The following is a 23,732-nucleotide window of genomic DNA, read 5'->3' on the forward strand; positions in this document are numbered from 1 at the left end:
AGAATGATTTTACAAGTTCAGTTAATATTATAGCTATTAATTAAAATGCCTGAAATAGTTGAAAGTTACAAGAGACTTTGATAGAAATAAAGGGAGTGTAAACCTTCAAGTAGGAGCAAAATAGAGATAGAGCCTGGGGGATGATGATAAAAGCTTACTATTCATGTTCTTGATGGACATCCATCTTACAACTGCAGTGAAATTTTTGAGACACAAATTGGTCAAAAATATCCGAAAAATTTTCACAAAAGCTTCCAAAAATGTGTTTTAATATATTGAAGAAATGATTTTACTAAATTTTACTGTTATTAAGCATGATATTAAGAATGATAGCTCTTTATGGATTCCATTGGCCACGGTCATTGGTAAATAATTTACTTTTTGTTTACGCTTCCTTGGTTACAAATATCAAAAAGTATGAAATAATGTTCTATAGCATTTGTAAGTATTTTTTCTGCATTTGCGTCTGTGCTGAATGATTTAAAGGAGGAAAACAAATGTCAGAAACAAGGGGTTTGTCAGAAGCTGTCATGAAGGACAGTAAAGCCGCCCTTCAATCAGATATACCGGAAACAACAGCTTGGAAGGATTTTCTCGCACTTATAAAAGTGGGGATTGTCAATTCAAATATAATTACAGCTTTTACCGGCGTATGGTTAGCCCTTCATTTTTCGGGGCTTAGCTTCTTAAGTAATCTTGATGTAGTGTTTTATACACTTGCAGGTTCGGCGCTCATCATGGCGGGATCTTGCAGTTTCAATAATTATTATGATCGTGACATCGATCATTTAATGGAAAGAACGAAAAATCGTCCAACGGTAACTGGGAAAGTACAGCCTTCAAAGGTATTGGCGTTAAGTTTTGGCTTAATTGCTGCAGGGCTGATTTTACTTGCGTTGACTAATATGACAACGGCCATACTTGGTGCATTTGGCGTCTTCGCCTATGTTGTTTTATATACCATGGTTTTTAAACGGAGATTTGTCTCGAATACGATTATAGGCAGTATATCCGGAGCGGTACCTCCACTTATCGGGTGGGCTGCCGTCGACCCGGGCCTAGATAAGATTGCTTGGGTCCTGTTCGCGATCATGTTCTTATGGCAGCCTCCTCATTTTTATGCACTTGCAATGAGGCGTGTCGAAGAATATCGTGCAGCGGGTGTACCCATGCTTCCGGTTGTAAAAGGGTTCAAGGCTGCAAAAAGATCGATTATGTTATGGATCGTCTGTTTAATGTTCGTTCCTTTCTTTTTAACTCCATTAGGAACTCCGCTGGTTATTCTTGCTGCATTATTGAGCACAGGTTGGCTTATTTTAGGAATAAATGGGTATAAAAAGAAAGATGATGTTAAATGGGCAACATCCATGTTTGTATATTCTTTAAATTATATGACCATTTTATTTGTAGCGATGGTTATTGTCACACTCATCTAGTTTTGGTTAATATAAGCTGGCGGCCTGTTCGTTTTACAGGCTCCAGCTTACAAATAAATAATGCACTGACCGCCATTCATACATATTAACGGAAAACTCCTCAACAGGGTCATTCATAAGAGCGGTTACATGAATCATCTTAATAATTCCTTAGATTAGGGATTCTTTCTTTTTAGAAATTGACATAGAGAGAATATTCGCAATTGCGCCCATTTTTATTTTTGTGAGAAAATTTTGACGAAAGAGGGGTTTCTGAAGCTATGAAAAAAAGGCTGCACAAATGGCGCCTAATTGCTCTGCTGGGTATTGTAGGACTTGTCCTTTCGGGCTGCGGCGAACCATTTCTATCCGCGCTGAAGCCAGCTGGCGATGTTGCGCAATCTCAGTATGACTTACTGATATTGAGTACACTGATCATGGTACTGGTTATTATTGTTGTGATTATTTTGTTCGTTGTAGTTTTACTACGCTTCCGTCGGAAGAAAGGCGACGAAACAATACCGAAACAAATTGAAGGAAGTCATAAACTCGAAATTATCTGGACTGTTATTCCTATCCTTCTTTTAATTGTTCTGGCTGTTCCAACCGTCGTCACGACTTTCGACTTAGCTGACACAAAGGCAATGGATAAGAAAGATAAGGATGGAAAAACGAAGGATGCACTTGTCGTGAATGTTAGGGCGAACCTTTATTGGTGGGAGTTTGAATATCCGGACCTTGGCGTTGTCACAAGTCAGGATTTGGTTGTGCCGACCGATCAAAAAGTGTATTTCAATCTAACTGCTTCAGATGTTAAGCATTCATTCTGGATACCGTCTGCCGGTGGAAAGATGGATACAAATACAGAAGGGGTCAATCAGTTTTTCTTAGAATTCGACAGTGAAAAGGCGGAAGATTCGAACAACTTATTCTACGGGAAATGTGCTGAACTTTGCGGTCCTTCCCATGCCTTGATGGATTTTAAGGTCGTAACGAAGTCTAAAAGCGACTTTGAAGCTTGGACTAAAGATATGAAAGCGGCGAAAGAACCTGTCGTGGAAGGTGATCTAGCCAAACAGGGTGAAGATGTCTTTAATCAAAGTTGTATAGGTTGTCATGCGGTGACACCAAATGACAGCAGGCCTGAGGCTGCTCGTCAGGCACCGAATCTGGCTACATTCGGTGAACGTCAAAAAATAGCTGGCGTTTTGGAACATACGGAAGAAAATGTGAAAAATTGGATCAAGGATCCTGAGAAGTATAAACCGGGTAACACGATGACCGGTACTTACGGAGAACTTTCAGATTCAGATATTAATGCACTGGCAGCTTATCTTTTAGAGCTTAAGGTGGAAGAAAAATAGAACATTGATTAAGGAGGTTAAATCGTGAGTACGTACGCTAATAAAAAAGGATTTGGCGCTACGATTTGGGATTATCTGACGACGGTAGACCATAAGAAAATCGCCATTTTATATCTTATCTCTGGCGGGTTATTCTTTGTAATCGGCGGTTTGGAAGCGATGTTTATCCGTATCCAGCTTGCAATCCCAAATAATGACTTCGTAAGTGCCGGATTTTATAATGAAATTTTGACCATGCACGGTACGACAATGATATTTCTGGCCGCCATGCCATTAGTATTTGCTGTAATGAATGCTGTTGTACCCTTACAGATAGGGGCTCGTGATGTTGCGTTCCCATTTTTGAACTCGTTAGGTTTTTGGTTATTTTTCTTTGGAGGAATCTTTTTGAATCTTTCATGGTTTTTAGGGGGGGCTCCCGATGCAGGCTGGACATCATATGCATCACTTTCCCTTCACTCCGAAGGCCATGGCATTGATTTTTACGTCCTCGGACTACAGATATCAGGTTTGGGAACATTAATTGCAGGGATCAATTTCCTTGTAACGATTATTAATATGCGTACGCCTGGAATGACTTATATGCGTATGCCGCTGTTTACATGGTCAACTTTCGTTGTTTCCGCATTGATATTATTCGCTTTTCCTCCGCTTACCGTGGGATTGGTGTTAATGATGTTCGATCGGATGTTTGGCTCGAATTTCTTTGATGTAGCAGCTGGGGGGAATACGATTATTTGGGAGCATTTATTCTGGATATTCGGTCACCCGGAAGTTTATATCCTGATTCTTCCTGCATTCGGTATTTTTTCGGAAATTTTCGCTACATTTTCCAGAAAAAGATTATTTGGTTATTCATCGATGGTATTTGCAACCGTTTTAATCGGGTTCTTGGGTTTCATGGTTTGGGCCCATCATATGTTTACCACTGGCCTGGGTCCAATCGCAAATGCAATCTTTGCTGTGGCTACCATGGCAATCGCAGTACCAACAGGTATTAAGATATTCAACTGGATTTTTACGATGTGGGGAGGAAGCGTCAAGTTCACGGTTCCGATGCTTTATGCAGTTGCCTTTATACCTACATTTACCATGGGGGGCGTAACAGGTATCATGCTCGCATCAGCACCTGCTGATTATCAATACCATGATAGTTATTTCGTTGTTGCCCATTTCCACTATGTAATTGTCGGTGGGGTTGTATTAGGTTTACTGGCTGGAATCAATTTCTATTGGCCGAAGATGTTTGGAACTATGTTAAGTGAAAAATTGGGACAAATCACATTTTGGACGTTCCTTATTGGTTTCCATTTAACATTTTTCATTCAACATTTCTTAGGGTTAATGGGGATGCCTCGTCGCGTATTTACATTCTTGGACGATCAAGGACTCAATACAGGTAATATGATTAGTACAGTTGGAGCCTTCTTAATGGCATTTGGGGTCTTGGTTATGGTCATCAATATAATCATTACATCCGTGAAAAATGAAAAAGTCGGCAATGATCCATGGGGAGATGGACGTACGCTGGAATGGGCCATTCCATCACCACCGCCGTTTTATAATTTCAAACAACTTCCGCTTGTCCGTGGATTAGATCCTTACTGGGTTGAAAAAATGGAAGGGAAAACGGAAATGACTCCTGCAGAACCACTAGGGGATATCCATATGCCAAATTCATCTATACTTCCTTTAACGATTGCTCTCGGTTTATTTGTAGCCGCATTCGGTGCTTTATATAATATGGATGATAAGACATGGACCCTGCCTATAATAATTGTTGGACTTTTGATAACGTTTGGTTCAATGTTTATCCGTTCCGTCAAAGACGATCATGGATTCCATATTCATAAAGAAGACCTTATGGACGATAAAGACAAGGGAGGTAAGGCATAATGCAATCAGATGAAAGATTCACGGATGCCACTTGGCCTGCTTCTCCCGAGAAAGCGACTTTAGAAGGTAAAAATAAGTATTTGGGATTCTGGTTGTTTCTTGGTGGAGAGACGGTATTATTCGCCTCACTATTTGCAACATACCTTGCATTGAAGGATAAGGTTCCAAATGGTGATGCAGCCCTGGCAAAAGATTTATTCGAATTACCACTTACTTTTGTAGCAACCATGCTGTTATTGACCAGTTCATTGACTAGTGTGTATGCAATGTATCATATGAAAAATAACCACTTTAAACAAATGCAGGCTTGGCTTGTGATTACGGTGGCACTTGGTTTTGCTTTTCTAGGTCTCGAGATTTATGAATTTAATCACTATGTTCATGAATTCCACCATACATTTACGAGTAGTGCCTTCGGCTCCGCATTTTATACCTTAGTTGGTTTTCACGGAGGGCACGTTGCTTTCGGTTTGGTTTGGATCATATCGCTTATGGTTCGTAATGCAAGAAGGGGCTTGAATTTATATAACGCTCCTAAATTTTATGTCGCGAGTCTTTATTGGCATTTCATTGACGTAGTCTGGGTGTTTATCTTTACAGTCGTATACTTAATGGGAATGGTGGGATAACTGATGGCGAATGAACAATCAAATTCAGCGAACCCGAATGTCGATTTAAAATATCGCCGCAAGAAGAATGCTGAAGAGATGAAACATCAAGTGATAACATTTACGCTTATGATTTTCTTTACATTGCTTGCTTTTGCTGCAGTAGGAATTGAAGGGTTTTCACATTGGTTCATTAAACCAGTCATTTTGCTACTGGCTGTTATACAAGTAATTTTCCAATTGTATTATTTTATGCATATGAAGCACAAAGGGCATGGTACCATTGCATTGTTTTTATTTTCTGGCCTTGCAGTCGGCTTAATAACTGTCCTTGTTTTCACAACGATCGTTTGGTTATAAACCATAAAGAAAATCGGCTATTGAATGATAGCCGGTTTTCTTTATGTGCTAGAAAAAGAATCCAGGTTTATCTATATTTGTTACCATGTTTCATTTTAGGTATAATGAAAGTAAAAAGTTCATGAACGAGGTGATTTTTTGTCTATTGATATTTTCGGATTTCGCGCCTTATGGAGTCCTTATTATTTTGCCGCCCTCGTACTTATAACCCTTGGCTATTTTTGGCTGGTGACAAAAAAAAGGGAGAAGTTTTCGGGCAGTTCATCGCTTTCCGTTAAACAGATAACTTATTTTTTAATAGCCATGATCCTTCTTTATGTGGTAAAAGGATCGCCGCTGGATTTACTGAGCCATATCATGTTCAGTGCCCACATGTTTCAAATGGCATTGCTCTATCTTGTGATTCCGCCTTTATTCATCATTGCGATTCCAGATTGGCTTTTGAGAACGTTCATTAATTCAAAGGGAGTGAAGGCGTTATTTCAATTTTTCACGAGACCTCTTGTCGCCCTTTTACTATTTAATGTTCTTTTCTCGTTGTACCATATTCCGTTAGTGTTCGACTTTATCAAAACGGGGATGTGGATTCATGCCGGATACACGGTCCTTTTGTTTTCGACTGCAGTATTGATGTGGTTCCCACTTGTAAATCGACTGCCTGAACGTGAAAGTCTATCAGGTGTAAAAAAAGTAGCTTATATTTTCGGCAGTGGCATTTTAATGACTCCAGCTTGTGCTTTAATCATTTTTGCTAATGATCCGATGTATGATACGTTTACCAATGCGGAATCTTGGGCAAGTGCCATGGAACTTTGCGTTCCGGCTTCAGCACTGTCGAGTTTAACTCTCAGTGGTCCAGAAATGTTCAATGGGCTGCCATTGCTGGAAGATCAACAGCTTGGTGGGGTTTTGATGAAGGTGATTCAAGAAATCGTATTAGGCTATGTATTAGGTGTCATTTTCTTTGCTTGGTTCAAAAAGGAGAATGGCGGGCAAAATGATATCGACCCGATACCTTCGGATTTTCAGACTGTAGAATAGTTGTACGAAAAGACTTGTCTAGGGGCGGACAAGTCTTTTATATGTCATAGCCTGATAGCTGCCAGGTTCATGGTTAACGGATTTCCGACCAAATAGCTAGTGATTTGACTTGGCTATTCCATAAAAGTGAGCATTCTGTTAATAAAACTTGATTTTATTGAATTTTATGAGTGCCTCTTATAAAATGGTAGTTGATTAATAAATATAGAGAGGACTACAATACATATGTCTTTACCAATCCTTCCAACAATAAGTACTGCCTTCATTGTATTAAGTGCCATCACTGTTGCAATAGGCTGGTATCAAATTAAACAACGCAAAATCGAGACCCATAAAAAAACCATGATGGTAGCTGCGGTTTTTGCGGTAATCTTTTTCACTATATATCTTTCTCGGACGGTCTTCATTGGGAGTACGTCATTTGGCGGACCCGATGACATTAAAATTTATTATACGATTTTTTTGATCTTCCATATAACACTTGCCACAACTGGTGCGGTTTTGGGGATCATCATGCTTACCACTGGGTTTAAAGGCAAATTCGCCATTCATAAAAAAATCGGCCCTGCGACAAGCATCATTTGGTTTTTTACTGGGATAACTGGAGTAGCCGTTTACATCCTGCTTTATGTCATTTATCATGGCGGCGAGACAACATCTTTAATAAAGGCGATCCTAGGATTTTAAAATAATGAAAAAGCCTGATGCAAAAAAAGCATCAGGCTTTTGTAATGGATAAAAAAAGAGAGCATCAGTTATGATCCTCTCTCTTTTACCGAACTTTTTACTAACGGCTTTTATAGACCGTTGAATTCTGAAAGCTCTTCTTTGATCTGAGCGAGGATTTTTTCACATTGTTTAACAAGTGATGCAGGGAAGTCCTCCCCTTCGCCATATTCAACTCCGTGTGGATAATAGTGTTTTCCTAATAGGGGAACCATTAGTTTGATGACGGCCCTGTGAGCGCCTACATCGCCTTCTGTAGCATAGCCTAGTATTCGCAGGTAAAACGTGCCTTCTTTTACTTCGAACTTACGATCATAACTGACTCTTTCGTAATCCCATTGTTCTGCACGTATTAAACCATATTGCGGCATTAGGTCATCTAATCGGTTTAAGTCGGCTGTGATGTTTTCAATTCCAAAGCTTTCAAATTTCACGAGTACTACCTCCTATGTTTACTATTGAGAATTAAAATGACATACCGGGAAAATATTATGTACATGAATATATTAAAAATCTCCAAGTATGTTTATAATATACCATTTTATCCTATATTTTATAATAGTACGAAATGGTGGAAGTTGCAATGAACTCAACTAGGGTATTTTGATCATTCATAAAAGTTCCGCTTTTAAATAAATTTAATGAAGGGGCAGTCTATCGTAAATTAGAAAATTATGATTGAACAGTGATATAATCAGGAAAGTAAGGTTTTTTGCATTGGATACATAAATTAGAAAGAGAGAGGGAGTGTTCCTCTGCGAAGTTTTGGTAAGGTGTTGGTGTTAATCATTATTTTTTTCGTAATCGGTATTTATCTTAATATCGGCGATGAAGATGAAGGAAACCCTCTTATTGATGGTAACAAAGGTGTTAACCCCAATGGACATATAAATGAAAAAAGTACTTCTTCCGAAAAAGAAGGGGTTACTAAAGTGACTGAAGGTTTGGCAGTAACAATTGGGAAAAATGCAAAAGAGATAGAAAAGGAATACGGTAAGCCAGATCGAATTGATATGTCCGCATATGGATATGATTGGTGGGTTTATAAAAAGGACTATAACGATTATTTCCAATTAGCCGTTGAAAATGAAAAAGTGGTATCTGCTTATGGAATCGGTGATGATGTCAATGTCGCCCCTTTTAAAATAGGACAATCGATTGATGCCATCTATTCAAGCTTATATGTAGAACCTACTGTTGATATTGAGGTTGGCGACAGTTCCTATCGTTTTGAATTGTCGGAGGAAGATATGAACATGAGGCCATTGATTGAACTAGGGAACATACATGTTCAGCTTTATTTGGATAAATTCACAGGGACTGTTTCAAGCATCCGATTTTTGAATGATTCCGCGCTTTTAAAGCAAAAGCCATATGAGTTGACCTATAATGGTAAACTTGTGACCGTTAAGGACCTTTCTAAAGAAGAATTGGAGAAAGTGGAAGATGGCAATGAGCAGCAAATTTTTGATATTACGAATATAATGCGCAGCAGGTTTGATTTGAAGCCTTTAGAATGGGATGGTCCGACTGCGGAGGTTGCTTACCTTCATAGCCGGGAAATGAGGGACACTCCTGAAGGAACCCATGTTTCTGAAACAAAAGGGGACTTGGAAAAACGTCTCGATGCTGGTCATGTTAAATACAGGGCAGCAGGTGAAAATATTGCGGCTCATTATGTGGACGCAGCTGCAGTCATGGAAGGCTGGTTGAATAGTAAAGGGCATCGGGATGCGATGCTGAACGAGGAATTTACAGGTCTGGGTGTTGGGGTTTATAAAAAGTATTACACTCAGAATTTCATAAAAAAATAAAAAGACGGATCCGATTTGGGTCCGTTTTTTTGTTCTGGATTATTTTTTTATAATAAAAAAGTTCCCTGTCGATATAGGGCAAAGTTCCCCATCATCACGGTGGACCTTCCCCTCGATGATGATCGTTTGCCAATGTATTAATTCGCACGTTAATCGATCGCCATGGGAAATCCAATTGCATTTGAAAAGGAATGGTATGCACTTTTTATTTACCTTTAGCATATGGTGCAATAGGCGATGTCTAAGTGTGAGGTGAGAGTAATGGCAAAAAGAAAGCGGCCCTCCGTGGATGGATTTCGGGAGTTTGTCAAGAAACATCCTTATTTAGTGAATGAAGTGAGAAACAAGCAAGCAACATGGCAGGAACTTTTTGAAGAATGGTATTTACTCGGTGAAGATCATCCACGCTGGCAGGCTGACGGCGGGGTTGATGAGTCCAAAGTAAATGCAGAATCCACATCACGGCCGGTAGAAAAGGGCGACCAAAGTACAGAGTTAATCGGTTCGTTAATGAGTGCAGTTAAAAATATGGATATGGGGCAGATACAACAATATATTACAAATGCCAATCAGGCCATCGGTGCAATCCAAGGAGTGCTATCTGTTTTCCAAGGGAATAAATCAGGTGATACCAGTCCTCCCCCAAAAGAAAAAGAGCAGAGAGCTAACCCTTTTTTATTCACCAAAGATTAAGGAGGGTTTTTCATCCGTCAGAATATATATGAATTCATTCAAACAAACGAAGATATGCGAAATTACTTGAGGGTTAACCCTGCATGGTACAAAAGGTTAATGCGTAATCCCCGTGAAGTGGATGTATTTGAAACCGAAGCGAAATTTTATTTTGAGAAGTCGATTCCACATCGGGTTTCTAAATTTTCGGAAAGCGTTCAAGTGGCTTCCATGATGCTTCATATGTTTCAAGCAATGAATGCTCCAAGTGAATGAAGAAAATAAGAGTAAATTACTCCTTTTGGCGAACAATAAAGGCAAAAGGGGGACGATGGCATGAGAAAGTTGATTTTGGTTTTAACAGTGTTGATGGCAGCGTCGGGGTGTGGAAAGAAAATACCGGAACCTGAAAATTCAGAAGTAGCCATACAAGATGTAACTGCCCATAAAGCTGCCACCACTGTATCGAGCATCCGAAATTCAGATGAGGACTTTCGGGTAAAAACTTTTGTGAAAGGCAACTCTGTTTATGTAGAGTGCTACTTGAAAAACTATGGTTTTTCTGAAGCGAATTCTGAACAATTGGCAACTGTGTCCGTATTTATTGATAATCAGAAGAAAGTTGATAAGAGGACGGCGGCATTTATCTTAAAGGATGTCCCGAATGGCATGCATAAAATTAAGCTGGAGATTTTGAATGGTTCAGGTGAAAAAACAGGGCTGCAAAAAGAGTTTGAGGTACATATCACTTCCTCGATTTAATCAAACCATTAGCTTCTGAAAGGGAGAAATGGTAAAATGGTTGTGGAGGTGAGCTTGTTAATGCTTGCTACTATGGAAATCATCGACATTTTACAACAGGCTGATGGATTGGCAGAAATGATCCTTCATTCTGAAATAGGGGAAGACTATCTCCTTAGTTTATATAAATTACAAAGCGACAAAGAAGCTCAGAGGAAAATTTCCAAGTTTACTTCATTAAAGGATCTATTTGAAGATGTTCAAAGGTTCGGTAAATATCATCCGGATTATAAACGCATCAATTTGGAAACCAGGGAAGCTAAACGAGACATGGATATGCATCCAACGGTTGCGGAGTTTAAGCGGGCGGAGACTGAATTACAATCGGTTCTTGATGAAATAAGCGGAAGAATAGGCCGTGCTGTTTCTGAACAGGTCAAAACCCCAGCGGGAAATCCATTTTTTGTATCATCTGGGGGATGTTCAACGGGAAGTTGCGGAACCGGCGGAAGTTGTGGATGCTCTGCTTAATGATATAGCCGGATCATAACAATTTATTGTTTGGCCGGCATTTCAATAAGCCATCGAAATTCGATATAACTTCGGAGTTCGGTGGCTGTGTCATGTATGGAACCGTCGTCCTGGATAGTGGGGGATAATGAATCAATGCAAGTATTAAATATCCTTCCTGAACCTCATTTCATTTTTGCGTACTTCTGGATAAGTTCCAAATGCGATTAACTGCGATATAGGATACAATCCGGACAAAGGTTGCCGCAGCAAAACATCTTTTGTTGCGGCACATAAAAACGATGACGGAATACATATAAATGATCTTCCTGCCGTACAAAAATGGTTTCACAATGAAGCTGCTTGCCACGCATTGAAAGGCTAGCGGCTTTTTTTATTATGAAGGAAAGCTTACTATTATCATTTTGTGCCGGATGAAAATGGATATATATAAATGGTATACCTGTGAATTTTTTTATCGATGCTTGGGTAATTTCATCATTATCCAATAGATGATCTATAAATTGATCCCAAATTTGGTTTAAATCCATCGTTGTTTCTGCTCCCTTCACAGTATGTATATTCATAATAGTAAGAGAATTTCGTTTATAATCTTTTTTCTTGGTTGAAAGTAAAGATTCTGCTATGCTACACTTAGTTAAAACCTTTATAAAAGGGAGTTATTGATATGCTTGGAGCGAGACAGGGAATCATCGTCTATTTACATACATTAAAACAAGCCAAAATGCTTAGGAAGTTTGGAAATATCCATTATGTTTCAAAAAAGTTGAAATATGTAGTCCTTTATACGAATATGGATGAAGTGGAACCACTGGTGGAAAAACTGAATAATTATTCGTTCGTAAAAAAAGTGGACCTTTCTTACAAGCCTTTTTTGAAGGTGGAATTCGAAAACTCCAAGCCGGATAAAGCGAAAGAATATGATTATAAAATGGGAATTTGAAAAAAGCTGACTCATGCGGAGTCAGCCTTTTTCAATTCAGGCATCAAATCTTTTAGCCTAATGGGGGCAGATATCTATTCATTCGCAAAATGCCGATTAAGTGTTGGTAGTACAACTCGATTTCTGCAAAAAGCGCCGAAGATTTCACATCGATTTCAATAATGGGTTTATTCAGTTCCTCCGCCAAGCTCTCAAAAAGCTCATAGCGTTTGTTTTTGGTGGCATGAGGGTTAGGTATGCCTTCACGGCAAATATAAAGCGGCTGGAATTTCCCTGGATCTGTAGGCTGCATGACAATGACCAATGACGTTACCTTTTTATCATTTATTGTAGTATGCAGGGACAAAAGCCTTGCAACCCGATGCTTCTGATTGCGTCCTACTTCCAGTAACTCATATATATCGGAATACCCTTGTCCAAGTTCAATAAAACGTTGAATCACTTAAACCTCTCCTAACTAACTTATTATTCATTACTTTATCATTATCACTCATAAAAGAGAAGGACAACTTCAATGACGAATCATGATAAAGAAACTTTGATATCATAAAAAAAAGCCCTGCAAAAATTTGCAGGGTCCTTCTATGTCTAACTAAGGACCAGAAGGCAAAGGGAGAGGAGAAACCGGAGGAAGAACTTATGGGGAAACGTAAGCCTTCTCCGCGGTTGGCAACAACACCTAAAAAGGAATGTTGTTATTCACATTATTGCCAAAAACCACTTTATTATTCAAAATGTAAAAGATTTATAAAAAGAATGGATATATCCATCCCGATACGAAGTGATAAGTTGATTTCCTTTTAGGAAATGCAGGAAATGGCTTTTATTATTGGCTAGCTTTTTCTAATATGTTAGGATAGGAAAGTAACAGAAATTTGTCATAAAATGTGGTGAGAATGATGAGGGTCGTTTCCGGAACTTGTAAAGGAAGACCACTTAAGGCTGTACCGGGTACAGGAACCCGGCCGACTACTGATAAAGTCAAGGAATCCATTTTCAATATGATTGGTCCCTATTTCGAAGGAGGGCTGGTCCTTGACTTGTTCGCCGGGAGCGGTGGACTGGGAATTGAAGCGTTAAGCAGAGGCATGGATAAAGCCATATTTGTAGACCGGGATTTTAAAGCAAATCAAACGGTTAAGGCCAATTTGGAACTATGTAAGTTTTCAGAGCGTGCAGAAGTTTATAAAAATGATTCAGAGCGTGCATTGAAAGCTTTGGTGAAAAGGGAAATGATTTTTGAATTAATTTTTCTTGATCCACCTTATAAGAAACAAAAGCTAGTTGAGATTCTTGAAGAAATACTTAAATACCGATTGCTGAGCGATATGGGATACATTGTTTGTGAGCATGGTCATGATGTTACATTGCCAGAAAGAGTTGGTGACTTTACCGTTAAGAGAAAAGAGGTTTATGGTGTCATTGCCGTTACGATTTATCAATGGGGAAACGTACACGAACAGGGGGAACTATGAATGTCCAAAATAGCGATTTGTCCAGGGAGTTTTGATCCAATAACATTTGGTCATCTTGATATCATTCAAAGGGGAGCTAATGTTTTTGATGAGGTATATGTGGTCATCGTGAACAATTCAGCCAAAAATTCACTGTTTACAGTGGAGGAGCGACTGGAATTGATTACTGAAGCGACTGCCCATATGCCAAATGTTAAAGTGGATTTCTATCAAGGATTGACGGTCGACTATGCTGAAAGCGTTTCCGCAAATGCCATTATCAGGGGATTGAGGGCGACCTCAGACTTTGAATATGAAATGCAGGGAACTTCAATGAACAGATTCCTTAACAGTAACATAGAGTCATTCTTTATCATGACGAAAAATCAATATTCTTTTTTGAGTTCAAGTATCGTAAAAGAGGTTGCGAAGTATGGCGGGGATATCTCTGAACTAGTGCCACCCGTTGTCCAGAAAGCTCTGGCCAAAAAGTACGAGGAACAGAAAGAATAGAAAAAAGAGCATTGCCAATGCGCAATGCTCTTTTTTTTCGGTTTAAGAAAGGCCTTTGAATAGCCTTTTGGTATATATGATGATGTATAGGATCAAAAAGGCGAGGGTCAGAATTGGTCCGAAATCAAGCATATTTTGATAAAGGGAACTTGCATGTTCTCCTGATCCACTGACCGGGAAGGAGGGTATCGGGCTGCCACTGAACCTATTGCCTTTATAGAATGGTTCCCAAAGCAGGACTGTAATTGTGGATGCCAGAAGGCCATGTGCTATCCTAGCCAGAAAAAAGGGAGCAAAACGAATGTCTGTTGTGGCTATGATACTGGCAACTTGCGCCTGAATGCTGAACCCGTTGAAAGCTAAGATGAAACTTGTCATAACAGTTTGCTGAAAGAGACTCGCATTTTCGACCGTACTGGTTAATTTTGAACCAAGAGTCATTTCAAACATGCCTGATATGAGCGGTAGGCTTAAGGAATCCGGGAAATTTAAAATATGTAAAATCCCACTTACCCACGATGCGAGCAATCCGGTAATGTTCATATGAAATAAAAGCTTATTGACCACCGAAAAGAGAATGATGAACCCTCCGATCATCAATAAAGTTTGAATAGATGAGAGTACCGCATCTCCAAGCAAACTGCCAAAGGGTCTTGTTTCTTTTATTCTGGTTCGATGCATCTGGCCAAAGGCTTGTCTAATGGAGGGGAGCTTGGTCATTACTTTTGTATGGGATTGTTCTTCTTTCCAACGGTAAAAACGCATGATGATGCCTACACAAAAATTTCCTAGGTAGTGGGAAAGTGCAAGGATGATCCCTAAATGAGGATTGTGGAAAAACCCAACGGCAACTGCAACGAACAGGAACAATGGATTGGAAGAATTGGTGAAACAAACGAGTCTTTCAGCTTCAATGCGTGTTAATTGTCCTTCCTGACGAAGCCTTACAGTGTATTTCGCCCCAGCCGGAAACCCTGATGCAAGTCCCATCGCCCAAACAAACCCGCCCACTCCCGGTACACGGAATAAGGGACGCATAAATGGTTCGAGCATGACGCCGATGAACCTGACAACCCCAAAACTGATTAATAACTCCGAGAAAATCAAGAAAGGTAGTAGCGAAGGGAAAACAATTTTCCACCACATATTCAGCCCGCCTTTGGAAGCTTCAAATGATTCTTGGGGGAAGATGATCAAGCCAACTGTCATCATCGTGACGGAGGTAGCTAGTAGTACTGTTTTAGATTTTGATTTTAGCAAAATTCAGCCTCCTCTTGAAGGTTACTAAATAAGGGCAGTTCGTTTCGTATATAATAAAATATGAACATCCTTTTCGCGAAAAAGTAAGGTGCATGAATAATGTGGATTGTACCGACATGTATAAATGAGGATAATCCGCACAATGGAAAATTCAATGTAGCCTTTCATTTACATGGCTGCATAGTTTTTTTCTGCCATGCTTGTTTCACTGTCAATATAAATAATATGCTTCTATAAATCCGTTTAAGACCATAACTTTGAATGAGTGTTATTTCAATATTTTGAACTAGTAATAGGCGGGGGGGGTATCTTTGTCGAAACCAAAGGTCGGGCTTGCACTTGGGTCGGGAGGAGCTAGGGGTTTTGCACATATTGGCGTGATAAAGGTATTACAGCAAGAAGGCATTCCAATAGATATGATTGCTGGAAGCAGCATGGGAGCCATGGTTGCTGCCTTTTATGGAGCGGGTTCAGATATCGAGAGGCTGTATAAGTTGTCCCGTGCATTTAAGCGAAAGTATTATTTGGACTTCACCATACCTAAAATGGGCTTCATTTCAGGTAAACGGACAAAGGATTTAATCAGGGTATTTACATATGGTAAGAAATTTGAAGAACTCGATATTCCTGTGGCAGTGGTCGCCACTGATATAAAAACGGGGGAAAAGGTCATTTTTCAGGAAGGTCCCATCGCTCCAGCTGTTAGGGCAAGCATTTCCATCCCTGGCATTTTCATTCCCGAAAAAATTGGAAATCGACTGCTTGTTGATGGAGGTGTTGTTGACAGGGTTCCTGTTTCAGTCGTGAAGGATATGGGAGCGGACATCATAATTGGAGTGGATGTAGCCCACGTGAAACAGGATATGGAGATAAACTCCATCTATGATGTAATCATGCAAAGCCTCGATATCCTGCAAATGGAGCTGGTTAAAAGCAGGGAGTTTGCTTCAGACGTGATGATACGCCCCAGGGTTGAGAAATACAGCTCGAAATCATTTACAAACGTACAGGAAATAATTAGTATTGGAGAAGAAGCTGCAAGAGGAAAGATAGATCAAATTAAGCAAAGCATTGTTACTTGGAAGGAGTCTTTTGAAGATGAGCCGTAAAATGTATGTACGCACTTTCCTGGTGGTGGCTATACTTCTCATAGCATCAGCCCTTTATTCCCTACCTTTTTATGTATCAAAACCAGGAATGGCTAAAGAATTAGAGCCGATCATAGAGGTTTCCGGAGGAGATGAAGCGAAAGGCAGCTTTATGTTAACCACTGTAAGGATGGGCCGGGCGAATATATATTCCTATATGCTGGCGAAGTGGAGCAAATATCAGGAGCTTTATCCAGAGACCTCCATTCGGAGTGAAGATGAAACAGATGAAGAATATAATGTCAGGCAGCTGCACTTAATGGATGGTTCTAAAAATAACGCCATTCAGATAGCATATGAAAAAGCAGGGAAAGAAGTCGATTACGAGTACCTGGGTGTATATGTTTTGGACGTGCTTAAAGGAATGCCGGCAGCTAAAGAACTGAAAGCGGGCGATCAAATCATTCAGGTCGATGATGTTAAATTCAATTCTGCACAGGAATTCATGGACTACATTAACGGAAAAAAAGCTGGAGATGAGGTTAAAATAGTGTATAAGCGGGAGGAAACGGAGAAAACTGCCTTTCTTTCATTGCAGCCTTTTAAAGATGACCCAAATAGGGTTGGAATAGGCATTTCGCTTGATGATAACCGAAAAGTGATCACAAAACCAGCTATAGCCATAGATTCAGAACAAATAGGCGGTCCGTCTGCTGGTTTAATGTTTTCTTTGGAAATTTATAATCAATTAACAAAGGGCGATCTTACAAATGGATATGATATAGCGGGGACAGGAACGATGTCGGATGATGGGACAGTCGGTCCAATCGGCGGGATTCAACAGAAAATAGTGGCAGCCGATAAATCTGGAGCCGAAATATTCTTTGCCCCAAATGAAAACGGGGCAGCAGGTTCGAATTATGAAGATGCACTCATTGCAGCAAAGGACATAGACACGGAGATGAAGATCGTGCCGGTTGACAACTTTGAGGATGCAATAGCCTATTTAACGAAGCTAAAAGGAAAAGAAAAATGAAAAAAAGCGCAAGCAGTCATCTACTGTTTGCGCTTTTTTGATGATTAGATTTTTACTCTTAAGGATGGACGGGCCAGGCTTAAACCATTCTTTATTTGAAAATGATGGGGGATTCATATTCCCTTTTCATCAAGGCAGCCTGATGCGGTTCGGACAAGCCCAGTGCATACACCTGTGCCGCTCGCAAATCCGTATCGATGTCCTGCTTCTGATAGGACGAAAGTTTAGAGATGAGCGGGAGCGGTAAGCCTTTTTTTACAGTGCGCAGATATTCTTGTCCCCGGCCATTCATGCCAAGAAGTCTGATATAGGCTGGTTGGTCATTGTGAATCACCTGTTCCTTTAATGTATGGGTCAATATATGGACACACATCCGCTGTAGTCGTGTCCATGTGTAGCGTTTTGTCTTCAGAGCGGGCATGAATTCAGAAAACCTCGAAGATTGTTTGGCCATTTCTTTTATTCGGTGTTCTATTCCTTCCTCAATTTCGTAAATCCCTGCCAATTCGGTTAAAGTGGAAGACAGGATTCTGTATTTTAACATGGGCCAATACATTTCCCAGTCATGTAAGGCATGGTAGTGCAATAAATATTGCTCAAGACCACTCATTGTCGGTTGAGGAATATAACTGGATACAGGATCCAATTTCTGGTGTTCATGGATGGCTTTGCGTATCCCCGTTGCGCTGGCAATAGGGTCTTGGGACAACTTTGTTTCATGGTATCCGGCAGCAACCCTTTGAATCGTATAAGGGCGAATGGAGTAGCCGTTTGAAAGGGCAGCACTTACATATTCCTTTCCAAGAATATTATTTGGCTTCGTCAAATCCAATGCAGCATCACCATTGATGATCGATCGATAAGCCTGGGCAGCACTGGCCGGATAACTATTACCGGCATCCATAGCAGATTTAATGGCAGCATCGAATGCAGCGGAATTATCCGAAAGGATTCTGTGGGCGGTGATGAATGGTTCAATTCTGCCATCCTCGCTTCCGAAGCAAAAGGAGTCACAGCCAAGGGATTCCAAAAGAGAGATAGATCCTTTTGCAAATATCTCCGCCTTCTGTGTCGCGAAAGCATAGGGAAGTTCGATGACAAGATCTATGCCGCCATTCAAAGCCATTTCGGCACGTGTCCACTTGCTGACGATAGCAGGCTCGCCACGCTGTAAAAAGGGCCCGCTCATAACTGCCACCACAACATCTGCCCCTGTTTTTTCTCTACTTTCTCTTGCATGTAAAACATGTCCATTGTGAAAAGGGTTATATTCGACAACTAAACCGCAAGCTTTCATTCGTTCACCTCAGAGAAAAACTTTGTATTTTTTAAACTTAGTGCTAAAATAGTATTTCAAGTAAAATTACTATAAGTAATCGTCTTGATTTTTTGTTTGAAATGATTCTTAAACTTGGACAATCAGTTAGGATGACTACATTATAGTGTAAAGAAAAAATATTGACAAACTTATAATTGAAAGCTATAATTATTTTTGTTGCCTTGAGGTGATTTCATTTGAAATGGACGATTAGTCAACTTCAAAAAATTCGGGACAAAGATTTACGGTTTGATGAACTGGTGGATGTCTTAGACATTAGAGAAAGAGACCCGCAAATTCGCGATGTCTCTCCGATTAGAGTAGCAGGAAGAGCTGATATCAGCTCGACCGAGATTACTTTTCACTTGCATCTTTCAGGTGAATTAACATTACCTTGCTCCCGTACACTGGTAGACGTTAAATATCCGATTGATATTGATACAAAAGAAACCTTTCTTTTAAAGGCAGATGGCACTGATTTCTACGGAGATGATGTCACTGTTGTGGAAGGTGACGTTGTAGACCTAATACCGGTAATTAAAGAAAATTTATTGCTAGAAATTCCGATGCAGGTTTTTTGTGAGGATGTCGATTCGAACGAAGCTGCTCCTCAATCTGGGAAAGACTGGGCTGTTATTTCTCAAGAAGAAAATGAGCATAAGGTTGATCCGAGATTTGCAAAGCTTGCCGACTTTTTTGACAACAATAAAGAATCTTGATTGGAACGAAAAATCGTTAATCCGATTTTTCCAGCTTTTTTATATTTTTTAAGGAGGTGGGAATAATGGCTGTACCTTTTAGAAGAACGTCGAAAACTGTAAAAAGAAAACGTCGTACGCACTTCAAGCTTCAAGTACCTGGTATGGTAGAATGCCCGAGCTGTGGTGGAATGACTCTTTCACATCACGTTTGTAAAGAATGTGGAACATATAAAGGAAAAGAAGTTGTCGCAAAATAATTTCTTGACCTACTTGAGAGCTTTGCTTTCTTGATGCAACACGCTAATCAAAGCGCAGAGATTTTTCTCTGTGCTTTTTTTACAAATGTATTTGGCAGAATATTTGGAATTCATCGATGTTTGATGATAATTTTGGAGAAGGTGTTTACGTGAATCAGGTGATTAAGGTTGAAAAGGATAAACGCGGTTTCATGAAGGTCCTATTTAATAGACCGGAGAAAAGGAATGCCGTGAATTATCAATTTATGAACGAACTTGAGTCGATATTGTCAGAAGCGGCACACGATGACGAAATTAAGTTGCTTGTCCTTACAGGGGTGGGCTCTGAGGCTTTCTGTTCAGGTGGGGATCTAAGTGAATTCCAAGATTTGCATACAGAAGCAGAAGCCTTTACTATGTTATCGAAAATGGGTGAAATTCTTTATAAACTAGCAGTATTCCCAAAACCAACATTAGCGCTCATCAATGGAAGTGCTGTCGGCGGGGGATGCGAAATAGCGACAGCATGTGATTTTAGATTGGCAAAGAGCGGAGTCAAGCTCGGGTTTGTACAGGGAACTCTAGGAATCACGACAGGATGGGGCGGAGCTTCACTTTTACTTGAAAAAATACCAGAGCAAAAAGCGCTAAAGCTATTATTGGATGCAAAAATACATAAAGCTGAGGAAGCGAAGGAATTTGGTTTCGTAGATGAGATAGTCGGAGAAAGTATGGATGGATGGGAAAGTTTCGCAGAAGATTTTCTTCGCCATGAAACTGGGGTATTGATGGCTTATAAAAGATTGTTGGTCCATAAATGGCAAGGTAGTGGACTTAAAGGAAGAATGGATGCGGAAATCCGAGAATGTTCTAAACTGTGGGCGAGTGATGAGCACCATGCTGCAGTCGATCGTTTTTTAAAAAAGAAAAAATAAATATTACACGCTCTATATATCTTCTATCTTTCCTAGCATGTGCATATTATGAATTAAAACTTGCTGGGAGGTAGAGAGATGTCGATTGCGAGACAAGATGCATGGACTCACGATGAGGATCTTTTGTTGGCTGAAGTGGTGCTAAGGCATATACGAGAAGGCAGTACACAATTAAAGGCGTTTGAAGAAGTGGGGAAACAGTTATCGAGGACATCGGCTGCATGTGGATTCCGTTGGAATTCATTTGTAAGGAAGCAATATAAGTCAGGGATAGAGCTGGCGAAGAAACAAAGGAAAGAACAGGTAGTCATTGATCCTGATGTGGAAAGGGATTCCAGTGCAGTGGTGGAAAATAACACTATTGAACAAAAGACGCCACAGCAGGAAGAAAATGAATCTATTACCCTCCAGGAAGTTATATTATATTTAACCAAAATGGATGAATTCTTTCAGCTTGATAATAAGGAAAAAGAACGGATTTCTGAGCGGTCCCTATTCCTTGAACGGGAAAATGTCCGATTAAAGGAAGAAAATGCCCTGCTTAAAGATAACCTGAAAGCGGTAGAGGAAGATTATCGTGCCTTGATGCAGATAATGGAGCGTGCAAGAAAGCTAAGTGTACAAGAGGACGAAAAGACGAATCCTAAGGTAAGTTTTCAAATGGATAAAAATGGTAATTTAGAGAGGGTCAATAAATAAAAAATGCGGGTGGGAAAATCCGCCCGCATTTTCTTCATTTCCTTATTCTTGTGTATCCATTTCTTTATTTTCTTGTTCTGTAAATGGGCTCCAAATCAGCGGGTTTTCTCCAAGGTCCCTGTCCATATCATAGGAAACTGCAGAAAAGCCCATCTTTTTCCAAAAGTCCTGTGAATGAACTCGTGGGTTGGTTTTGATAGGCATTTGCAGGCTTTTGGCGAATTCGACTAAAGCTCTTCCATATCCTTTTTTCTGATAGTTAGGCAGGACTTCAAGTTTCCAAAGAACAAGGAAGTCCCTTGAATTGTCAAAATACTGGTCAAATTTAGCACTTCTTTTATACAGGCTCATCCGGGCTACAAGTTTGTCGCCATAAAAGATTCCGTAAAAAGGTGATTGGCTGTCATTTTCAATGATGTTACCCTCTAAATCATCTAGCATTGACAGTTCCTGTATCCCGTATTCTTTGAATTTTTTGAATTCCTCAAGCGTTTTAAAATTTACAAGTAATCGTTCCACCTTGTATTCCATAAAAAAGCTCCCCCTTAATTCTGATAAACCTCTTCCGATAATACCCATTGAAAGTCATCCCACTGATCATTACCCTGTGGAATTCCAGCTTAGGCTAAATCTAGAATGTCATCGACCGATTTATCCTTGCTGACTAAATGCTTACAGCCTTTTATCCCCCGCCCTATTCCCTTCGATTTCTCGTCGGTTGAGATTGGAGGTATCTTTTGTTCCTATAAAGTCTAAAGATTGGCTAAGCTTTTCGTATCTAATATACCATTAAATTACCGCTTTAAGAAGAAAATATATCTTCATTGGCGCATTAATGGGATTTTATTGCGAGCGTGTTGATGGGCAGGCTAGATCATTCAATCTGATTACCGGCGTTTTCTATAGTTATTGATGTGAAAATTGATGCAAGATAAAAAAGATAATGTGATAAAATAGTAAATATATTTAAAAAAGTAAGGAAGGGTAAGGAAGGGTATTATGAGAATTGGAATCGTTGGTGGAGGGGCTATCGGGCTTCTGTTTGCGTCTCATTTGAGTGAAAAACATAGAGTGACTCTCTATACCCATACTGAGGAACAGGCCTCGATCATCAATCGTGATGGTATCCGTCTTATTGAGGGTGGTGAAAGCCGGCTGCTGACAGGCATCATTTCGAAGGGCTTGGATGAGGGGATATACGATGAGGATCTACTTATAGTGGCCGTCAAGCAATATCACCTGCCGCAAATACTGCCTAGGATCAATGGTATTCAGGTTCCCTTGCTATTCTTGCAGAATGGCTATGGGCATATTTCTTATTTAAAGAGGCTTCAATCCCCAGCCATCTATTTGGGGGTAGTAGAGCATGGGGCAATGAAACATGATGGGAACACCGTGGAGCATACAGGGCTCGGCATTACAAGGATCGCTTCCTTTAAAGGGGAACTTGAACAACTCTCCTTAGTGAATGGAAGGATCGATCATTTTCCCTTTAAAAAGAGTGAGGACTATCACTCGATGCTGATTGATAAGCTTGTCGTCAATGCGGTGATAAATCCATTAACAGCGATACTTGAAGTTGAAAATGGTGGTTTGATCACAAATGCTTTTTACTATCAATTGTTTCAAGACCTTTTTGAAGAAATTTCCGATATTTTGGAAGTGCGAAATAAAACAGAGTCATTTGAACATGTGAAATCCGTTTGTATGGCGACAGCGGAAAATCGATCATCGATGCTAAAAGATTTAGAAAATGGCCGTAGAACGGAAATTGATGCTATTTTGGGTCATGTCCTCTCGGAGGCAAAGAGTAAAGGGAAAAGTGATTGCCTGACGTCTTCTCTATATAGGATGGTCAAAGGAAAAGAGTCTCAGGGGGGATGAGGGTGTGCCGAACGTAGTTTCGAGCCTTGCCGCGATATTTATTACCCTGCCATTCGTAGGGTATATACTTTTTTTTATAAGTGCCAAACAATTCACTGGTAACCATAGGCGCTCCGTTCAATTTGCAATGGACATGAGTACGCTGCTGTTCGTAATATCCGTCCATTATTTGATCATTACAATTTGGGATAAGCAAATTCTTTGGGTGATCATGCTCATCATGCTCATTAACGCATTCGCGGTGGTCCTTGTCCATTACAAGGTGAAAGAAGAAATCATCTTCCATAAGGTATTAAAGGGTTTTTGGAGAGTGAATTTCGCCTTCTTTTTCTTGGCATACCTTCTATTATTTTCCATCGGTGTTATTACAAGTATTACTAAGATATTGACTACATAACATAGTACAACGCATCAATTTTCTGCTGCTGGGCAACTTCTTTTGTTTTCTTAAACGGGAATGTTATACTCTAAAAAGAATTGTAGTTGGCAGAGAAAGG

29 protein-coding genes are annotated in these 23,732 nt (G+C 39.9%); 23 read left to right on the top strand and 6 right to left on the bottom strand.

Annotation, left to right across the window (positions count from 1 at the left end; all coding sequences use genetic code 11):
* Positions 1-497: 497 nt before the first annotated feature.
* The 7 genes from cyoE (at position 498) to QUF78_RS08405 (ending at position 7,371) form a co-directional block, all read left to right on the top strand.
* The gene (gene cyoE, locus QUF78_RS08375) at positions 498-1,436 is read left to right on the top strand and encodes a heme o synthase (protein WP_289324303.1); all 939 of its coding nucleotides are present in this window, start codon (positions 498-500) and stop codon (positions 1,434-1,436) included.
* Positions 1,437-1,696: 260 nt separating this feature from the next.
* The gene (gene coxB / locus QUF78_RS08380) at positions 1,697-2,779 is read left to right on the top strand and encodes a cytochrome c oxidase subunit II (RefSeq protein ID WP_289324304.1); all 1,083 of its coding nucleotides are present in this window, start codon (positions 1,697-1,699) and stop codon (positions 2,777-2,779) included.
* A 24-nt stretch (positions 2,780-2,803) separates the two neighbouring features.
* A complete protein-coding gene (gene ctaD / locus QUF78_RS08385; RefSeq protein WP_289324305.1) occupies positions 2,804-4,675 on the top strand; it encodes a cytochrome c oxidase subunit I in 1,872 nt (623 codons plus the stop codon).
* The gene (locus QUF78_RS08390) at positions 4,675-5,304 is read left to right on the top strand and encodes a cytochrome (ubi)quinol oxidase subunit III (protein WP_289317258.1); all 630 of its coding nucleotides are present in this window, start codon (positions 4,675-4,677) and stop codon (positions 5,302-5,304) included. Before ctaD ends, QUF78_RS08390 begins: the two co-directional genes overlap by 1 nt.
* A gap of 3 nt (positions 5,305-5,307) precedes the next feature.
* A complete protein-coding gene (gene ctaF, locus QUF78_RS08395) occupies positions 5,308-5,643 on the top strand; it encodes a cytochrome c oxidase subunit IVB (RefSeq protein WP_289317257.1) in 336 nt (111 codons plus the stop codon).
* Between the two features lie 138 nt (positions 5,644-5,781).
* Positions 5,782-6,684, top strand: coding sequence for a cytochrome c oxidase assembly factor CtaG (gene ctaG / locus QUF78_RS08400; protein WP_289324306.1), 903 nt, complete (start codon positions 5,782-5,784; stop codon positions 6,682-6,684).
* A gap of 225 nt (positions 6,685-6,909) precedes the next feature.
* Complete coding sequence (locus tag QUF78_RS08405) at positions 6,910-7,371, top strand: DUF420 domain-containing protein (RefSeq protein WP_289317255.1); 462 nt, start codon at positions 6,910-6,912, stop codon at positions 7,369-7,371.
* Positions 7,372-7,481: 110 nt separating this feature from the next.
* Here the strand turns inward: QUF78_RS08405 and QUF78_RS08410 are convergent, their stop codons facing one another.
* Entirely contained in the window at positions 7,482-7,844 is a 363-nt protein-coding gene (locus QUF78_RS08410) for a YugN family protein (RefSeq protein WP_289317254.1), read from the bottom strand.
* A 345-nt stretch (positions 7,845-8,189) separates the two neighbouring features.
* Here QUF78_RS08410 and QUF78_RS08415 point away from each other — a divergent pair, with 345 nt between their 5' ends.
* The 5 genes from QUF78_RS08415 (at position 8,190) to QUF78_RS08435 (ending at position 11,168) form a co-directional block, all read left to right on the top strand.
* Positions 8,190-9,224, top strand: a complete 1,035-nt coding sequence (locus QUF78_RS08415; protein ID WP_289317253.1) for a CAP domain-containing protein — start codon at positions 8,190-8,192, stop codon at positions 9,222-9,224.
* 261 nt (positions 9,225-9,485) lie between these two features.
* Positions 9,486-9,917 (top strand): YlbD family protein, encoded by a 432-nt coding sequence (locus QUF78_RS08420; protein ID WP_289324307.1) that lies wholly within the window; start codon positions 9,486-9,488, stop codon positions 9,915-9,917.
* Between the two features lie 54 nt (positions 9,918-9,971).
* A complete protein-coding gene (locus QUF78_RS08425; protein ID WP_289324308.1) occupies positions 9,972-10,172 on the top strand; it encodes a YlbE-like family protein in 201 nt (66 codons plus the stop codon).
* Positions 10,173-10,232: 60 nt separating this feature from the next.
* Positions 10,233-10,658 (top strand): hypothetical protein, encoded by a 426-nt coding sequence (locus QUF78_RS08430; protein WP_289324309.1) that lies wholly within the window; start codon positions 10,233-10,235, stop codon positions 10,656-10,658.
* Positions 10,659-10,718: 60 nt separating this feature from the next.
* Positions 10,719-11,168, top strand: coding sequence for a YlbF/YmcA family competence regulator (locus QUF78_RS08435; protein WP_289318441.1), 450 nt, complete (start codon positions 10,719-10,721; stop codon positions 11,166-11,168).
* Positions 11,169-11,374: 206 nt separating this feature from the next.
* Here the strand turns inward: QUF78_RS08435 and QUF78_RS08440 are convergent, their stop codons facing one another.
* The gene (locus tag QUF78_RS08440; protein ID WP_289324310.1) at positions 11,375-11,734 is read right to left on the bottom strand and encodes a hypothetical protein; all 360 of its coding nucleotides are present in this window, start codon (positions 11,732-11,734) and stop codon (positions 11,375-11,377) included.
* 101 nt (positions 11,735-11,835) lie between these two features.
* Here QUF78_RS08440 and QUF78_RS08445 point away from each other — a divergent pair, with 101 nt between their 5' ends.
* Entirely contained in the window at positions 11,836-12,111 is a 276-nt protein-coding gene (locus tag QUF78_RS08445) for a YlbG family protein (RefSeq protein ID WP_048684554.1), read from the top strand.
* Between the two features lie 52 nt (positions 12,112-12,163).
* Here the strand turns inward: QUF78_RS08445 and QUF78_RS08450 are convergent, their stop codons facing one another.
* Positions 12,164-12,553 carry a DUF7147 family protein gene (locus QUF78_RS08450; RefSeq protein WP_289324311.1) on the bottom strand — a complete coding sequence of 130 codons (390 nt, stop codon included), beginning with the start codon at positions 12,551-12,553 and terminating at the stop codon, positions 12,164-12,166.
* Between the two features lie 457 nt (positions 12,554-13,010).
* Here QUF78_RS08450 and rsmD point away from each other — a divergent pair, with 457 nt between their 5' ends.
* Together rsmD and coaD are read left to right on the top strand one after the other, a co-directional pair.
* Complete coding sequence (gene rsmD, locus QUF78_RS08455; RefSeq protein WP_289327270.1) at positions 13,011-13,586, top strand: 16S rRNA (guanine(966)-N(2))-methyltransferase RsmD; 576 nt, start codon at positions 13,011-13,013, stop codon at positions 13,584-13,586.
* Positions 13,587-14,078 carry a pantetheine-phosphate adenylyltransferase gene (gene coaD, locus QUF78_RS08460; RefSeq protein ID WP_289324312.1) on the top strand — a complete coding sequence of 164 codons (492 nt, stop codon included), beginning with the start codon at positions 13,587-13,589 and terminating at the stop codon, positions 14,076-14,078.
* 42 nt (positions 14,079-14,120) lie between these two features.
* On the opposite strand, the gene ylbJ is transcribed toward coaD, so the two are convergent.
* Positions 14,121-15,338, bottom strand: a complete 1,218-nt coding sequence (ylbJ, locus tag QUF78_RS08465; RefSeq protein WP_289324313.1) for a sporulation integral membrane protein YlbJ — start codon at positions 15,336-15,338, stop codon at positions 14,121-14,123.
* A 311-nt stretch (positions 15,339-15,649) separates the two neighbouring features.
* Between ylbJ and QUF78_RS08470 the strand changes: the two genes are divergently transcribed.
* Together QUF78_RS08470 and QUF78_RS08475 are read left to right on the top strand one after the other, a co-directional pair.
* Entirely contained in the window at positions 15,650-16,447 is a 798-nt protein-coding gene (locus QUF78_RS08470; protein WP_137018809.1) for a patatin-like phospholipase family protein, read from the top strand.
* Positions 16,437-17,462, top strand: coding sequence for a SepM family pheromone-processing serine protease (locus QUF78_RS08475; RefSeq protein ID WP_289324314.1), 1,026 nt, complete (start codon positions 16,437-16,439; stop codon positions 17,460-17,462). Before QUF78_RS08470 ends, QUF78_RS08475 begins: the two co-directional genes overlap by 11 nt.
* A 91-nt stretch (positions 17,463-17,553) precedes the next feature.
* Here the strand turns inward: QUF78_RS08475 and QUF78_RS08480 are convergent, their stop codons facing one another.
* Positions 17,554-18,759: a nucleotidyltransferase gene (locus tag QUF78_RS08480; protein WP_289324315.1), complete on the bottom strand. Its 1,206-nt coding sequence runs from the start codon at positions 18,757-18,759 to the stop codon at positions 17,554-17,556.
* A gap of 218 nt (positions 18,760-18,977) precedes the next feature.
* On the opposite strand from QUF78_RS08480, the gene QUF78_RS08485 reads away from it, so the two are divergent.
* The 4 genes from QUF78_RS08485 (at position 18,978) to QUF78_RS08500 (ending at position 21,351) form a co-directional block, all read left to right on the top strand.
* Complete coding sequence (locus QUF78_RS08485; RefSeq protein WP_289324316.1) at positions 18,978-19,499, top strand: YceD family protein; 522 nt, start codon at positions 18,978-18,980, stop codon at positions 19,497-19,499.
* A gap of 65 nt (positions 19,500-19,564) precedes the next feature.
* The gene (rpmF, locus tag QUF78_RS08490; RefSeq protein WP_034313929.1) at positions 19,565-19,738 is read left to right on the top strand and encodes a 50S ribosomal protein L32; all 174 of its coding nucleotides are present in this window, start codon (positions 19,565-19,567) and stop codon (positions 19,736-19,738) included.
* Positions 19,739-19,854: 116 nt separating this feature from the next.
* Positions 19,855-20,652 (top strand): enoyl-CoA hydratase/isomerase family protein, encoded by a 798-nt coding sequence (locus QUF78_RS08495; RefSeq protein ID WP_289324317.1) that lies wholly within the window; start codon positions 19,855-19,857, stop codon positions 20,650-20,652.
* 78 nt (positions 20,653-20,730) lie between these two features.
* A complete protein-coding gene (locus QUF78_RS08500; protein ID WP_289324318.1) occupies positions 20,731-21,351 on the top strand; it encodes an RsfA family transcriptional regulator in 621 nt (206 codons plus the stop codon).
* Positions 21,352-21,393: 42 nt separating this feature from the next.
* On the opposite strand, the gene QUF78_RS08505 is transcribed toward QUF78_RS08500, so the two are convergent.
* The gene (locus tag QUF78_RS08505; protein WP_289324319.1) at positions 21,394-21,882 is read right to left on the bottom strand and encodes an N-acetyltransferase; all 489 of its coding nucleotides are present in this window, start codon (positions 21,880-21,882) and stop codon (positions 21,394-21,396) included.
* A 468-nt stretch (positions 21,883-22,350) separates the two neighbouring features.
* Here QUF78_RS08505 and QUF78_RS08510 point away from each other — a divergent pair, with 468 nt between their 5' ends.
* Both QUF78_RS08510 and QUF78_RS08515 read left to right on the top strand, forming a co-directional pair.
* Positions 22,351-23,235, top strand: coding sequence for a 2-dehydropantoate 2-reductase (locus tag QUF78_RS08510; protein ID WP_289324320.1), 885 nt, complete (start codon positions 22,351-22,353; stop codon positions 23,233-23,235).
* 4 nt (positions 23,236-23,239) lie between these two features.
* Positions 23,240-23,632 carry a DUF3397 domain-containing protein gene (locus QUF78_RS08515; RefSeq protein ID WP_289324321.1) on the top strand — a complete coding sequence of 131 codons (393 nt, stop codon included), beginning with the start codon at positions 23,240-23,242 and terminating at the stop codon, positions 23,630-23,632.
* The last annotated feature ends 100 nt before the right edge of the window (positions 23,633-23,732 follow it).

This window comes from Peribacillus sp. ACCC06369, from assembly GCF_030348945.1.
Classification (GTDB): domain Bacteria; phylum Bacillota; class Bacilli; order Bacillales; family DSM-1321; genus Peribacillus.